This is a genomic window from Nautilia lithotrophica, assembly GCF_054656815.1.
The window spans coordinates 502,643-518,130 of record NZ_BAAHXN010000002.1 but is presented as its reverse complement, the minus strand read 5'-3'; the positions used below and the strand labels follow the sequence as shown (position 1 = coordinate 518,130).

16 protein-coding genes and 1 other RNA gene are annotated in these 15,488 nt (G+C 29.4%); 2 read left to right on the top strand and 15 right to left on the bottom strand.

The window, feature by feature from the left end; translation table 11 throughout:
- Positions 1 to 69 precede the first annotated feature (69 nt).
- The 6 genes from dnaK to panB all read right to left on the bottom strand — a co-directional run bounded on the left by dnaK (position 70) and on the right by panB (position 6,112).
- Positions 70 to 1,947 carry a molecular chaperone DnaK gene (dnaK, locus tag ACYQ19_RS07285; RefSeq protein ID WP_459978772.1) on the bottom strand — a complete coding sequence of 626 codons (1,878 nt, stop codon included), beginning with the start codon at positions 1,945 to 1,947 and terminating at the stop codon, positions 70 to 72.
- Between the two features lie 20 nt (positions 1,948 to 1,967).
- Positions 1,968 to 2,486, bottom strand: coding sequence for a nucleotide exchange factor GrpE (locus ACYQ19_RS07280; RefSeq protein WP_459978771.1), 519 nt, complete (start codon positions 2,484 to 2,486; stop codon positions 1,968 to 1,970).
- Positions 2,487 to 3,233 (bottom strand): hypothetical protein, encoded by a 747-nt coding sequence (locus tag ACYQ19_RS07275; RefSeq protein WP_459978770.1) that lies wholly within the window; start codon positions 3,231 to 3,233, stop codon positions 2,487 to 2,489.
- 102 nt (positions 3,234 to 3,335) lie between these two features.
- Positions 3,336 to 4,334: an AI-2E family transporter gene (locus ACYQ19_RS07270; protein WP_459978769.1), complete on the bottom strand. Its 999-nt coding sequence runs from the start codon at positions 4,332 to 4,334 to the stop codon at positions 3,336 to 3,338.
- A gap of 9 nt (positions 4,335 to 4,343) precedes the next feature.
- Positions 4,344 to 5,336, bottom strand: a complete 993-nt coding sequence (gene ruvB, locus ACYQ19_RS07265; protein ID WP_459978768.1) for a Holliday junction branch migration DNA helicase RuvB — start codon at positions 5,334 to 5,336, stop codon at positions 4,344 to 4,346.
- Positions 5,336 to 6,112 (bottom strand): 3-methyl-2-oxobutanoate hydroxymethyltransferase, encoded by a 777-nt coding sequence (panB, locus tag ACYQ19_RS07260; protein WP_459978767.1) that lies wholly within the window; start codon positions 6,110 to 6,112, stop codon positions 5,336 to 5,338. The genes ruvB and panB overlap by 1 nt, the downstream gene beginning before the upstream one ends.
- A 50-nt stretch (positions 6,113 to 6,162) precedes the next feature.
- Here panB and trpA point away from each other — a divergent pair, with 50 nt between their 5' ends.
- On the top strand, positions 6,163 to 6,885 hold the full coding sequence (trpA, locus tag ACYQ19_RS07255) for a tryptophan synthase subunit alpha (protein WP_459978766.1): 723 nt from the start codon (positions 6,163 to 6,165) through the stop codon (positions 6,883 to 6,885).
- Positions 6,886 to 7,072: 187 nt separating this feature from the next.
- Positions 7,073 to 7,451: a transfer-messenger RNA gene (gene ssrA, locus ACYQ19_RS07250) on the top strand.
- Between the two features lie 481 nt (positions 7,452 to 7,932).
- On the opposite strand, the gene ACYQ19_RS07245 is transcribed toward ssrA, so the two are convergent.
- The 9 genes from ACYQ19_RS07245 to ACYQ19_RS07205 form a co-directional block, all read right to left on the bottom strand.
- Positions 7,933 to 8,103 carry a hypothetical protein gene (locus ACYQ19_RS07245; RefSeq protein WP_459978765.1) on the bottom strand — a complete coding sequence of 57 codons (171 nt, stop codon included), beginning with the start codon at positions 8,101 to 8,103 and terminating at the stop codon, positions 7,933 to 7,935.
- Between the two features lie 49 nt (positions 8,104 to 8,152).
- Positions 8,153 to 9,910 carry a hypothetical protein gene (locus tag ACYQ19_RS07240; protein ID WP_459978764.1) on the bottom strand — a complete coding sequence of 586 codons (1,758 nt, stop codon included), beginning with the start codon at positions 9,908 to 9,910 and terminating at the stop codon, positions 8,153 to 8,155.
- A 159-nt stretch (positions 9,911 to 10,069) separates the two neighbouring features.
- On the bottom strand, positions 10,070 to 10,927 hold the full coding sequence (locus tag ACYQ19_RS07235; protein WP_459978763.1) for a hypothetical protein: 858 nt from the start codon (positions 10,925 to 10,927) through the stop codon (positions 10,070 to 10,072).
- A 44-nt stretch (positions 10,928 to 10,971) separates the two neighbouring features.
- Entirely contained in the window at positions 10,972 to 11,652 is a 681-nt protein-coding gene (locus tag ACYQ19_RS07230) for a hypothetical protein (RefSeq protein ID WP_459978762.1), read from the bottom strand.
- Positions 11,653 to 11,723: 71 nt separating this feature from the next.
- Positions 11,724 to 12,167, bottom strand: a complete 444-nt coding sequence (locus ACYQ19_RS07225; RefSeq protein ID WP_459978761.1) for a hypothetical protein — start codon at positions 12,165 to 12,167, stop codon at positions 11,724 to 11,726.
- Between the two features lie 2 nt (positions 12,168 to 12,169).
- On the bottom strand, positions 12,170 to 12,520 hold the full coding sequence (locus ACYQ19_RS07220; protein WP_459978760.1) for an FtsZ/tubulin family protein: 351 nt from the start codon (positions 12,518 to 12,520) through the stop codon (positions 12,170 to 12,172).
- A complete protein-coding gene (locus ACYQ19_RS07215; protein WP_459978759.1) occupies positions 12,517 to 13,716 on the bottom strand; it encodes a PcfJ domain-containing protein in 1,200 nt (399 codons plus the stop codon). Before ACYQ19_RS07215 ends, ACYQ19_RS07220 begins: the two co-directional genes overlap by 4 nt.
- A 54-nt stretch (positions 13,717 to 13,770) precedes the next feature.
- Positions 13,771 to 15,099 (bottom strand): PDDEXK-like family protein, encoded by a 1,329-nt coding sequence (locus ACYQ19_RS07210; protein WP_459978758.1) that lies wholly within the window; start codon positions 15,097 to 15,099, stop codon positions 13,771 to 13,773.
- 202 nt (positions 15,100 to 15,301) lie between these two features.
- Entirely contained in the window at positions 15,302 to 15,472 is a 171-nt protein-coding gene (locus ACYQ19_RS07205; RefSeq protein WP_459978757.1) for a hypothetical protein, read from the bottom strand.
- Positions 15,473 to 15,488 lie beyond the last annotated feature (16 nt).

Here is a 15,488-nt window from a genome sequence, read left to right as displayed (position 1 = left end):
GAATATTAAGAACAAAAATATAAGTGCCAGACACCATATAATAAAGTTAATAAAAAAGGAAGAAGTGGATTACTCCACTTCTGCATCGATAACGTCGTCGTCACCGCCTTTGTTTTGATCGTTTTGAGTATTTTGCTGAGAACCTGCGTTTTGCTGCATATTTTGTGCAACTTTTTGCATTTCAGCTGTAATTTCATTTTTAAGGCTGTCAATTTTAGCTTTATCTTCACTTTGCTGTTCAATAAGCTCTTTTGCTTCTTTGATTTTAGCTTCAAGTGCGCTAACATCTCCAAGTTTATCTTTATTGTCGTTTATGAATTTCTCAGCCTGATATGCTACAGCATCAAGCTCGTTTCTAGCTTTAATAGCTTCGATTCTAGCTTTTTCTTTTCTGTTTGCTTCTTCAGCTTCTCTGATCATTCTTTCAATCTCTTCTTCGCTTAGAGTTGAGCTTCCTGTAATTGTAATTTTTTGTTCTTTTCCGCTTGTTTTATCTTTAGCGCTTACATTAAGAACTCCGTTTGCATCGATGTCAAATGTAACTTCGATTTGAGGCACTCCTCTTGGTGCTGGTGGAATTCCTTCAAGGTTAAATTGTCCAAGTGATTTGTTATCTTTAGCAAGTTCCGCTTCACCTTGCAATACATGAATTGTAACCGCTGTTTGATTGTCTTCAGCTGTGCTGAATATTTGTGATTTTTTAACAGGAATTGTTGTTCCTTTTTCGATAATTTTAGTCATAACCCCACCAAGTGTTTCAATACCAAGACTAAGCGGTGTTACGTCCAGTAATAGAACGTCTTTTACGTCACCTTTTAATACCCCTGCTTGAATTGCCGCACCAAGTGCCACAACTTCATCTGGATTAACTGATTTATTTAATTTTTTACCATTAAAGTAATTACTTACAAGTTCTTGAACTTTTGGTATTCTTGTTGAACCACCAACCATTACGATTTCATCGATTTCGTCTTTGCTAAGTCCCGCATCGTTTAATGCAGTGTCAATATGTTTTAATGTTTCTTGTAACAAATCATCAATCATTGCTTCAAATTTAGCTCTTGTTAATTTTTTAACAAGGTGTTTTGGTCCGCTTGCATCAGCTGTAATAAACGGCAAGTTGATTTCTGTTTCATCTTTTGTTGACAATTCTTTTTTAGCTGTTTCAGCTGCATCTTTTAATCTTTGAAGAGCCATTTTATCCTGGCTTAGATCTATTCCAGTTTCTGCTTTAAATTCACTAATCAACCAGTCAACGATTCTATTATCAAAGTCGTCCCCTCCAAGGAATGCGTTTCCGTCAGTTGCTAATACCTGGAATGTTCCATCACCAATTTCCAGAACTGTTACGTCAAATGTTCCCCCACCAAGGTCGTAAACTAAGATTTTTTCTTCACCTTTTTTGTCAAGTCCGTAAGCTAATGCCGCTGCAGTCGGTTCGTTAATAATTCTTAGGACATTTAATCCTGCAATTTTACCTGCTTCTTGAGTTGCTTTTCTTTGGCTGTCGTTGAAATATGCTGGCACTGTAATAACAGCTTCGGTTACTTCTTCACCAAAGAACTCTTCAGCGTCTTTTTTAAGTTTCATTAAAATTTTTGCTGAAATTTCTTGTGGAGTATATACTTTTCCATCAACTTCTACGGCACATGCTCCGTTTTTATCTACAATTTTATATTGAACATGTTTTTTAGCTTCCTGAGCTTTTTGCTCATTACACATCATACCCATAATTCTTTTTACAGAATAGATTGTTCTTTCAGGGTTTGTAATTGCCTGTCTTTTAGCAGGTTCACCTACTAAAATTTCACCTTTATCAGTAAAAGCAACTACTGATGGAGTAGTGTTTCTACCTTCTTTATTAGGAATAATTTTTGCGTCTTTTCCATCATAATACGCCATTGCTGAGTTTGTTGTTCCTAAGTCAATTCCTATAACTTTTCCCATTATTTCCTCCTTAAAATTTATTATTTTTTATTAATTGTAACCATTGAAGGTCTGATAACTCTACCTTTTAAAGTATAACCTTTTTGGTAGATGTCAACTATTTGACCCTCTTCATGTTCTTCACTGCTAACCTGTTGAATTGCCTGATGAATTTCAGGGTTAAATTCATTATGTTCCACAGGTTCAATTCCATGATTTTTGAACGTGTCAAGCATTTTTTTAAGTGTTAGCTCAACACCTTCAAGCAGTTTGTCAAATGCTTCTGCTTTATTTTCAATATCACCTGCATGGGCTATCGCAAGCTCTAAAGAATCAACAACCGGCAACAGATCTTTTGCAAATTTTTCATATGCATACTCTATTGCATTATCCGCTTCTTTTTGAAGAAGCTTTTTGTCATTTTCACATTTTGCGTATGCTCTTAAAGCTTCGTCAAGTTTTGCTTGAAGTTCTTCATTTTGTTTTTGAAGAGCTTCTATATCAACCTGATTTTCATTTTTTTCTTCATGCTGTTTTTCATGGTGCTTTTTTTTGCTCATTTATTCCCCTCCTTTCACGGGTTTGGTAATTTCAAAGAAATCAGTATAAACATCCCCTATAATAAGGACATGTTTATATAAATTTTCCTCATTTTGTAAAGTTTTCATAATCAAATAATTATTTAGAAAACTGACACCTTTAGGAAATTTGTTAAATTCATAATTTTCAAAAGTGTGACTTGCAATATTTTCTTTATATATAAATTTTCTATTATATGTTTTGTATTTATAAAGATGTTTTATTTTGTCATACTCTTTTTTAAGTCCTATATGTAAAAGATATTTTCTAAGTTCGTCTAATAAAATACCTTTTACGGAACTAAAAAGAGTATATAAATTATGGTCATATTTAAAAACGACCTCATCTTTTTCAAATTCCAAAACAATAAATTTATTATTAAGGTTATATACATCAACAAGCAACTGATTTTCAAACATCTCTATCATAATATATATATCTAATTCTTTGGCTTTTTCTTCTAAGTCAATTTTGTCATTGATAGTCCTGTTTTTCAGACTATCCTGCCAAAATGATTTCATAGCTTTGACACTCGGATATGACCCGCTGGAAAAATGTTCTTTTACAACCAGGTCATACTCTTCAAGTTCTTTTAAATAACTTCTTATACTTGAAGCAGAAAACGGCAAATTTGCTATTTCTTTTAATTTAGTTGAGCTAAGCGGTTTACTTTTCATTAAGTAAACCTGTATTAATTCATTTAATACTAACTCAACTTTTTCTTTCATTTTGGCACTCTTTTTTGTTTTTTGACAATGTGATTATACAATATTATAAAGAATATGTCAAGTTTTTTAATTGTATTTTTTAAAAAACTTGAGTTAATCTGACTAAATCTTCTCATAAAATCGTAATATTGATATAAACATTGCCGTAACCGCTGGTCCAATAATGATTCCCCAAAGCCCGAATGATGAAAGCCCAGCCACAATAGAGAAGAAAATAAGAAGAGAATTAAGTTCCGTATCAGCCTCAAATGTTTTTTTGACAAACTCTATTATAATAGGTTTTATAAACGTATCAGCTATAATTGATATCATTATAATAGAATAAACAGCGACAACTATAGCACCCGTCGTGTTACCTATAGAATATAAATACAAACTGACAGGGCCCCACATTATAACCCCTCCAATTACCGGAATCAAAGAAGAAAAGGCATACATTATAGTAAAGAAAAAGAAATTAAAACCATAAACCGAAGCAATTATTCCAAAAAGTATTCCTTCAAGAATAGCTGTAAAAACGGTTGAATAAAAAACTACACTCATCACTTCGCTTGTTCCAAAAAAAAGTTTTTCCAATTGTCTTTCTTCCAAAGGAATTACATTCTTAAAAAATTCCATAATCTCTTTGCCATATAAAGTCGCAAAAAAGAAAAACACAACAATTAAAAAGGCATCTTTTATAAACACGGCGCTTTTTGCGGTCAATGTTCCTATTATAGGCACAATTGTATTATAAATTTGGGCAATGTTATCCGGATTTATATATTCCTGGGCTTTATTAGCTACAAACCCCGGAAGATACTGCAATAAATCCTGTGCCTTTACGATTATATTTTTTATATCTTCTATATCAATATGTGAAATAAATTTTCCTGCCGTTATTACAAAATATAAAATAGGCCCAAAAATTAAAAGCGCAAATAATAATGTAACAATGGTAGATGATAAATATTTGTTTTTTATTTTATTACTAACAATAACGCCTACTTTTCCAAATGCAATAGCCATAAGAGAGGCTATCGCAATATCCAAAAGATAAGGCTTATAGGTAAGATATACAAAATATCCGACTACCAGTGTTAAAAAAGTTAAAAATTTCATCCTTTTTCCTTAAAAAAGACTTCCGGCCGGAAATCTTAATATCTCATACGCTTTACGGGTAGCCATTCTGCCTTTTGGTGTTTTTTCCACAAATCCGTTGGCTATCAAAAAAGGTTCGATTACATCTTCTATAGTCCCTTCATCTTCACTTAACGCCGCCGCTATTGTTGAAAGACCAAGAGGTTTTTTTGCATCCGCCAGAAGCGTTAAAAACTTAATATCCAGTTCGTCAAATCCGTGTTCATTTATTCCGAGCTCATCAAGTGCGTATTTTGTTGTTTTGTGTGAAATTTTTTTCTCATCTTCAATTTCTGCGAAATCCCTCACTCTTTTAAGAAGCCTCAGTGCGATTCTTGGTGTTCCACGTGAGCGTTTAGCTATTTCTTCCGCGGCATTTGGTTCTATTTCTTTATTAAGTTTTTTACTTGCAAGCCTTATTATTTCGGCAAGTTCAAACGTATTGTAAAAATTAAGCCTAAAACTCATACCAAATCTGTCACGAAGAGGATTGGAAAGCATTCCAGCCCTTGTAGTGGCACCTATAAGTGTAAACTTCGCAACATCAAGCTTTATAGTTTGTGCCGCCGGTCCGCTTCCTATAACTATATCAAGTCTAAAATCTTCCATTGCGGAATATAGCACCTCTTCAATTGAAGCTTTAAGGCGGTGAATTTCATCTATAAATAAAATATCCCCGTCTTCCAGGTTTGTAAGAATAGCAGCCAAATCTCCGGATTTTTCAAGCATTGGCGCCGAAATGGTTTTAAGATTGCTTCCCATTTCACTTGCAATTATATTTGCAAGAGTTGTTTTTCCAAGCCCAGGGGGTCCGAAAAAAAGTATATGATCAAGCGATTCACCTCTTTTTTTGGCGGCCTGGATAAAAACTTTCAGGTTTTTTTTAATCTGCTCCTGACCAATATATTCATCTAAATTCTGAGGTCTTAAAGATTTTTCATAAGCCTCGTCAAAACTTACTTTTTCAACTTCAACAATTCTCATTAATAAATTTCCTCTTCACCCGGGAATTTCCCGTTATTTACATCATTTACGTATTTTTTAACAGCTTCCCTTACAAGCTCGGCTCCGTTTAAATACCTGCGGACAAATTTAGGTTTGAACTCTTCAAAAAATCCAAGCATATCACTCCATACAAGCACCTGTCCCGTCGTATATCTTCCCGCTCCGATTCCTATAGTCGGAATATTTACACTCTCGGTAATCTCACGTGCCACATCTTCTTTTACACCTTCAATTACAAGCAAAACTGCACCCGCTTCTTCCACGGCTTTAGCGTCTTCAAGCAGTTTTTTTCTTGAATTTTCGTCTTTTCCTTTTACTATATAACCGCCTTCGCTTCTGCTGAACTGCGGCATAAGACCGATATGTCCCACCACCGCTATTGCGTTGTCTGTTAGTAATTTAATGTGGTCTGCCTTCTCAACACCGCCTTCAAGTTTTACCGCATCGGCTTTCGTTTCTTTATAAATTCTTACGGCATTTTCAAGTGCGATTTCCGGTGTCACATAACTTCCAAACGGCATATCGCAAACTATATAAGCTTTTTTTGCGCCGTTACATACTGCTTTTGTATGATATATCATCTGATCGATAGTAGCATTTAAAGTATCGCTTTCTCCAAAAAAACTCATATTAAGACTGTCTCCAATTAAAATAATATCTGCAATATCATCAAAAATTTTTGCAAAAAGCGCATCATATGCGGTAATCATAGTTAGTTTGTCTTTTTTATACAATGTTTTCAAAGTATTTTTCATTACCATCCTTTGGTATAATTTCACTAACTTAATTATACCAAAGGAAAACGATGAAAAAATTAATTTCATACGTAACAACAGGTTATCCTGATAAAAATTTTACCAATGATTTGATTTGGACATTAAAAGAAGCCGGAAGCGACGCTATAGAACTTGGTATTCCGTTTTCAGACCCGGTGGCAGATGGACCTATTATTCAGGAAGCAAACAAAAGAGCCCTTGAGAGAGGCTTTAGATTAAACGATGTTTTTGAAGTAAGTGAAAACGTTGCAAAAGATATCGATACTTACTGGATGGGATATTTTAACAATTTCTACCACAAAGGGTATGATTTTATGGTGGAAAAAGCAAAAAATTCCGGTGTTAAAGGGTTCATTATTCCGGATCTTCCTTATGAAGAAGCCGTTGAATATAAAGAAAAATTTCCGCTAATTTCTTTTGTAGCTCCTACTGATTCAAAAGAAAGGATTCGAAAAATTTTAAAAAACCCGAAAGAATTTATATATATGGTAGCATATGCTGGTATTACCGGTGCAGACAAACAAGAAGACTTGAGCGAAATTATAAACACTATAAAAGAAATCACTGACACACCTCTATATATAGGTTTTGGTGTAAACGAAAAAACAGCCCGCCAAAAAGCCCAGGGAGTTGATGGCGTAATTGTGGGAAGCGCATTTATAAAAGTGCTTCTTGAAGATATAAATAATTCGGAAAAACTTAAAAAAATATCAAAAATAGCCAAAATCATCAAAGAAGAAATCAATTCATAACAATCGGGAATATCCCTAATCCCTTTCCCATCTTTAAATACGACATTATTTGTCAAAAAAATATTTTATAATTCATTAATAAAATTACGCTTTCCTTAAAAAAACCTTAAGTTTTACTTGATTTTTTAAGGAAAATTTGATATTATTACACAGGTCATTCGCGGATAGGCTTCAATGAAGCCCTTCCGGGGATGACATGGATTTCGACAGGGGTAGAAAGCCCTAAGCTGCACGCGCGCCTGGGTAAGCGCTAAAACGGCCCAAAAAAAATAAACGCAGCAAATAATACAAATTACAGCCCAGCAGTAGCTAGAGCTGCTGCTTAATCGTTAGTAGTTAGGGCGCCTCTCTCCAACAAGGTCTTCCGCCGCCTTGGAGAGAGAGTAAAGTGCGGATAGGAGGTTTTCCACCGGGTGCGGGAAAACTTCCGAAACCAAAGCACCCCTCTCTTCCAATAAGGCTTTGTCCGCTGAGCCTGGAAGAGCAGTATAATCAACGGACTAAGCGTGTAGACGCTTAGGGTAATCTGCTTCTGGACTGGGGTTCGATTCCCCACATCTCCACCATTTAAGATTTAGTGACAGACACTAAATTTTATATTAAAACCCATAATAATTTTAAAGCTTTTACTTCTTATATTCAATAAACACATTTTCTATCCAACTTTTATAATAAGTTTATTATCACCATTAAATGTTTGAAAAATGTATTCAAGTATTTTTAAAAATCATCATCTTTTTACAAATCAAAAACATTTGCCTGATTTTTGAAATTAAATTATTTGTTTCTTTGAAAAAAAGTATATGTCTTTTACCTTTAATATAAACTAAATCCAAAATTTGATTGATAAATAAATGTAATTCCTCTTTTTATGTAAGTTTAATTTTAAGTTTTTTTGTTTTAGTTTAACAAACTTATTTGAATCTTTATTATTTATATAAATTTCAATACATTGTATATTAGAGTTTTTAAAAAATTTTTCCCAAGAATACTATTCATAAAATACTCTATTTTATTAGTATCAATATTAAAAAATTTTCCTATTTTTTAATATAATAAGAAATATATAATATTTATTTTATAAATATTGTCAAAATCAGCCATTCCAAGCGCTTCAAATCTAAGCTGACTCACTCTTTTAACCAAAAGAGGGATAGAAATAATAGAATCAGTTTCCGAATATATTGTTTTGATATTTAGTGGAATTAGAGTATGCATTTTATACCTTCTTATATATTTATCATTTAAATGTTCTATTATGACTGCTTTATGAAAAAAGAAAAATAAGTCTATCTTTTGTTGATTCTTTTATCGGATATTTAAGCGATAGATTCAAATCTTTGATTTTCAGTGTTGTTTTATAATATGCTTCAAGAGATTTTAAAATATTTTTATCATCTTTAAAAGATATTAGACTATCTGGCAGTGAAAAATTACCAATGTAAAAATCACCATTTATATATAAGCCAATAGTTTTGTGAGTGGTAAAACTGTCTAAATAATCATTTGTTTTAAATACCAAATTATCTATCATACTTGTATTTGGCAAATCTCTTTCATTCGTAACATTTTTCAATTTTCCAAACCACAAAGTATAATCAACTTTTACTGTGCGAGTAGAAAAATAGTTTATTTTAAAGCTATAAATTCCGCTTGTTATATAAAAACTCTCGCTTGCTCCGTTTTTAGCATCCGTCATATCTCCACTGAAAATTATGTTTTCCTCTTTCCATTCACTATTCCAGCCTATTTTTTGCTTTTCGTTTGTAGCGCTAAAATCCAAATCAATACTTTCTCCAACAACATTATGCCAATATACTCCAACAACATTAAATCCGGAAATTTTAGTGCCAAATGGCACATCGCCTAAAAACTGCTTACCACTGACAGGTACTGCATAGTCTTTTATTTTGTCAAAATCCAGGCTAAACTTTTTTTCTTCTATTTTCAATAAAACTTTTTCCTTGATTCTATTTAACAAAATGTTTTTAACTTCTAAATATTTCTCAATATTGCCGAAATCTTCTTTTTGTATAAAAATTTTGCCGTTTCTAATTTTGTAAAATCCATAACCGATGTTGTTTTCAATTAAGTATATTCTATAATTAACGGCATTATAAAGTTTCGTTAAATAGCTTATATCCATATTTTCAATAATTTTTAAAAATTTAATCATGTCAAAATTGTTTTTTTTAATACTCTCTGTAATTAATAAATAATCAGGCAGTTTATATGGTTTATGATACTTTTTACTGAATTTTGAGATTTTATTTATAAGTTTTTTATTTGATTCTTTAACGGCAAGAAATAGTGTTTTAAATCGGTTGAAATTCTCGCAAAGCGGAATAATTCCGTATTTTTCTATATATGAATGAATATATTTTATAATTTTCTTTTGATTAATTTTAAAACTTTCAATGGTTTCATCGTTTTTAACAAACAATGTTTTATTGGTTGCTATATAATTTAAAAATCCAAAAAATTCATCAATATTTTTCGGAATTATCGATAAATGTTTGTATAAAATATATTTTATTTCTTTTGAAGGAATTGAAGTAATGTCTATATCAAGATTTGAGATATAATTTTTTATAAATTCAATTTCTTCATTGCTCCATTGTAAAGTTGTATATAAATCTTTAATCACTCTTTTATTAAATTCTTCTATTGATATACTCTCAATAAATATAGCTTCTTTTTCAATTTCTTTAAAATAGGGATTATCAATATAAACATCCTCTCCTTGTAGATTAAATCCGTATGTGGAAACATAATGCAATATTTGCTTAAATGCTCTAATTTCATCTGGAGTATTTTTAACTATTTTAAAAGTTGAAAAGGTTTTTGAAGTTCTGGCTTTTGTAATTTCACTATTTAAAATTTCTTTTATTGAAATTAAACTTTCTTTGGAAAATTTATCGATATTTTTAATAACAAACGGATATAAATCTTCAAAATTTTCATTTCTTCCATTGTCATATACGAATTTTTTGTATCTCTTATACGAAAATTCCTGAAAATTCATATTTTTCCTTTAAGTGTATTAAGGAGCTGAGAGGTAAAAACACCCTAAAATAACCTCTTTTAGCCCCGGCGGGAAGTATCTGTAGCTGTTCCAAATTTAAGGAACTTCCTTTGCCTTGAAAATTATAAGAAGTTTAAATTTCTATTGTGGCGGGTTTTGTTAAATTCTAAAACTTTTTTGCAAATCTGTTTTAACTTCACTCCAAACATCAAGTTTTGCAGTTACTATTCTTAACCCGTAAGCGTCAATAAGCCTCCATAAAATATGATTAACTTCAATATCAAGCTCGTAAATTTTTAAACTGCAAGGGCTTAAATCAAAATTCTCAAAAAGTATCCAATCTTCAAATATAACATCGCCTGCTATATTAAAAAATTCAATATGCCCCATTAAGTTATAATCCCACAAATTCATATTTTTGATAAAGCTTTTTGTTTTGTAATATTTCTTTTTTAAATCATTCATTAAAGCATTATAAATTTTATTCTTGTTCTTAATAATCGGAATAAGAGTTTTTTTATACTCTTTTTCCAATTCATTAACTTCTTTTGGTGTAATTCTTTGATTTTTATGATATATATCATAATTTTCATCTATCATTACATCAAGATAACTTATATAAAACGGGAAGAGTTTTGGCTGAATGATAAAGTTTTTTTCTTTTTTCTCTATTGCATTCCAGTTTAGAATAAAATGTTTTGCGTAAATATCCTGATATAAAAAATGTAAATCATAATCCCTTATAAAATGAGTGCAAAACCGCTCACCCAATTTCTCTTTTGCTTCTTTTGATACATTAAAGGTTAACAATGAAACCTTCAAATCTAAAATTTTTCGTGAGTATCTTTTGGTATACGCTATATCTTCAAAGTAATTTACCAATTTATATACATTTTCATTTTCCATCTCATAAAATCTATTTTCTCTTTTTTCAAAAGTGTTAACGTTTACATAACACTTATCCAAATAAATTAAATAATAAATATGACTATCCTGTAAAACAAATGAAATAGCCATTTTAAATTCCTTGCAATAATTTATAATTATTTTTAATTTTTTTATTAAGGTAATTTAACATCCCAACTTCTTAATATTTCAACTAAACTTTCAATGTTTTCGTCAGACATATGTCCTCTACTGAAATGAGGTATCAATATTATTCTTTCATTTTCAAATATTTTAAAATGTTCTTTGTTTTTAAAATTTTTATTCTTAAGTTCAAAAACTTCCATAAACTCATCCCAATATGTTTTTCCAAAACATATAATTGCTTTTGGGGCATATTGTTTTTTCAATTTTCTTATTAAAGGAAATCTGATTGTTTTAACAGTCTCTATGTAAGTATTTAAATTATTTTCGGTTATTCCAAATAATTCTTCATAACATTTAGGAAAATTTTTATATATTGTTTTTCGACCAAGCGGATATATATTACCATTAAATATTTTGCTGTTTTTTTTCCATAAAATATTATCTCTATATTCAGTCCAATTGTTACAATTCGCAGACAGCTTACACCCTATTTTTGCACAACCATTTGCAACAGGCCAATTTAAATTAGAACCTTCTTCTTCAATAAAAGATTGGCATAATTTTGACTTTATCTCTTTTTTTACCTCCTTAATATCATTTTTACACCACTCACCACCTTCTTCAATACCAATTGTCCATAATCCATTTATAGGGTCACCCCAACCTATAAAATTTAAAAGACATTCAAATTCTTTAGTAAATACATTCATTTTCTATCCTTTTTTTTAATTTTTCATAATTAAATCAAATATTTTTTGTTTATATGTTTTACATATTCAAATTACATTTCTTCCCATGTTTTCTTTCTCTCTTCCCATATTTCTAATGCATCTATATACTTCATAACCCAAAGCAAAGTTGTATCGTTAATAAAATCCTCACCAAAAAGATTTCCCCATTTTTCAGTAATAATTTCATACTCTTTTGAGTTAATATCCACATCAATAGCAATAGTTCCAAGATATGGAAAAATTAAAATCTCAAGAGGTAAATAATCTCCTACTTCAGTTAGTTTAACATTAGGCAAATTCTCTTTCATAAACTTTAAAAACTCTTCTCTTGTTTTGTAGTCAACATTTTTTTTATCAATTAGTTCGAACATATCGTTTAACTTTTTTCTCTTTGTCAATACTTTATTGTAAACTTCGTTGAATACAATATAAATCGTGTCTTTTTTTCTAACATTTATAATGTATTCACATATAGTCATCATAGTTCTTGCCATTCTTAATCCTTTAAATTTATTCCGGTAAAAATCAGATTAATTTCTATTTCTTCATTTTCAGTTGTTTCACTTCCAAATATTATATCCGCATCCTCATCTGATATTTCATAAATAAAATTCATAAATTTTTCAATCTCAATGAGTGATAAATCATCGCTGATTTTAAATTTTACAATTACACCTTTCGGATTAAATCTGAATTTTTTAATTTTTTCTACACATTCATCTATTTGTTTGCAATTAATCGTTTTTACATATGCAAATCCTTCATGTGAAAAAACCGTATCCAAATCATTAATGTCTAAATTTATATCGTTTTTGTTTTTAATATCTATTATTTCACTTATTTTCATATAGCTTCCTTAAATTCATTTACAAAATCAACAATCACTTTATAATCCTTATTATTTACCCTTGAATTTGCAAAACCTCGTGCCTGAATAAGTTTTTTGCTTGTAATATCGAGTTCTATTGCGTATTTTAGTCTGTTTTCTTCGTAAACGCCAAAAATCAATGATTTATTGTTATGGATTTTAATATAGGATTCAAGGCAGTTTTTCAGCTCAAATGAATATCTAACTAAATCAAATGAAGTTTTTGGTAGTTCAAAAATAAAATTTTTAAATTGATATTTTCTATTAAATTTATAAACATATTCAATTTCATCAGTTGTTTTTAACAATGTATTTTCAATACTCTTTTTATCTATTATCGTTATTTCTTTATCTCTAAAAAGAGAAATATATTCACTTAAATTTTTTGATTTTATGGTTTTTTGTAAAAAGTTGTAAATTTTTCTTTGAGTAAAATTGTTTTTTAAAAACTTTGCAAACTCTAAAATTTCCTCATCATTTGAATAAAAAACGGTATTTAAATTTGTAGCTTTTTTAATCAGTTCTCTTTGTAAATTCACATCATCTATCGCATTAAACACAAGCAAATCAAAATAGTAATTATATTTCCACTTTTTAATTAACTTTTTATATCTGTAAAACACTGCTTTTTTAATTGATTTAGGTTTGTCTGTTAAAAATTTCTCTAAAAATTCTTTTACACTTAATTTATGTATTTTTTCAATATCTACATAACTCCATAGTGCCATTTCCGGGTCTTTATGGATTATTAAAAGTAAAACAAAAGCGTTTATTTTCATTCTCTCCAAAAGAAAATAATATTTTTTCCATTTGTTTTCTCTAATCATTACAAGCTTTACAAATTCGGCTATTAAATCATCTTTGTTTTTAGCATCTCCTGACAAATCTTCAAATTTCAAAAAATCCTCATATTTAAAAATAACTTTTCTTTCAATTTTAATGTTTCCTCTGAATACAGGATACTCAAAAAATGCAACATATCCGTTTTTAATTTTCTCAATTTCGAGTAAATTGACATTATAATTTTTTATATCATCATAATCATAAAATCTACTATTTCCGCATTTACATATTTCATTACCATTATTTGAAACAAACTCACTTCCACATTCGCAAAAGTAATGATAATCAATTTTTGAAGGGGTTTTAGGAACTGGAAGGATAAAAGATTTCATTATTCCCCCTTTTTTGAGGGAATAATAATATTTTTCCTGCTCTATTGTGGCGGGTTAATTTTTGTTTTCTAATATATCTATTTTATTCGTTATTTCGTTTATTATTTTTTCAAGACATTTCTCTTTATTTTTTAAATATTCTATGTATAAATTTTTATAATTATCATCATTAAAAGAATTAATCCAGTTTTTTTCGAAACACCTGTTTTGAGAATCGTCAATACACGTATAACAGCTTTTGCTTTTACATAACTCAAAAATACAAGGTAAATTATCGCATTCGTTTTTTATATATTTACATAAATAAAGTTTATAATAATTTTGATATGTAGTAAGCATATAGATATATTTTAAATTTTCTTTTTTAAATAGAATATATGCCATTTTATTAAAATCACCAAAAGGAATGTGACCTTCTAAATATTCGTAATTATTTGTTATGTAATTTTTTATTGATTCAATTATATCAACTCTGATTAATTTAAAAATTTCTTCTAAAACTTCATCTAATTTTTCCTCTTCAATAATTTTTTGACATTCTTCATCGTTTTTTACATAGTTATCAAATTCTTCTTTATTTTCAACTAATGTAATCAATACGTCCTTGTTTTTTTCTTTTAGCAAATAATCTTTCAGATTCATTATTCCATCCTCCTTGTTTAAAACTTTTTTGACAACTTTTATATATTGTGTTATTGCTTCTCTTAAATTGCTGATATTCTCCACCGCTTGGAGGTTTTTATACATCCAGATTAAAATTTCATCATAAGAAATACATTTTATTTTTGCTTTTTTTTCACCATTTTTGTCTAAATAACCGTTTTTTATTTTATAATAATCTAAACTATATTTTGAGGGTAAATGTTTGTCTTTTGTAAGATATAAGACCAAAATATCATCTGGATTCAACTCATCTTTGTTTTCTTTATACAAACACTCAACATATTTGAAAATTTGAGCCTCTTGGTCTCCTGCTTCAATCTTGTTTTCTAAAATAATATGTTTTTTACCGTTTGTCAGATATATATCAATTCTTCCCTGTCCCTTGTCAATACAATTTCCCACAAACCTTTCTGTAGTGACATTCCATCTATCAATATTAAATGGTATATCCAATATTTTAAAAAAATTTTCTAAAAAAATTTTTCCCTGATAATGATTGCCGTCAGGATTTAAAAATTCGGCAATTATCTTTGAATGTGTATTTTCATCATCAAATCCCTTTAAAAGTTCAATATAATTAAAATCGTTAAAACCTCTTAATCTCATTTCTTCTTTTTGTCTTCTGAATTTTTTAAGAAATTTACACACTCTTTCAAATTGTTTGTTTTTTTCTTTTTGATATTCTTTAAAAAAATTACAAATTTTTTTTATATCTTTCATCCTCTCTCCTTTCATTTTCCAATATTCTACCAGAATTACTCTTCATATTTATAAAACCTATCTTCCATAAAATTATAAATCCACAAATCCTTATTCAACTCTTTTGAAAATTTAAAAGAATACTAAGTGTCTCTACTTTTACCTTCCAAAACGTAATACCGATATTCGATTCGTCCCTTTTTCCCAATTTGGATAATACATTTTAATTGAAATTCAATGTTTTTTTTGCATATTTTTGAGCCAAAATGTCAGCTCTATCAGCACTACCACTTACAAACTTTACATCTTTAAAATCTTTCAAAAATTCATCCATTATCTCTTCAAACTTTTCATTAACGTTAAATTTTTTACTTCCAACCACAGCTATTTTCATTACTCCCCTTATTTTA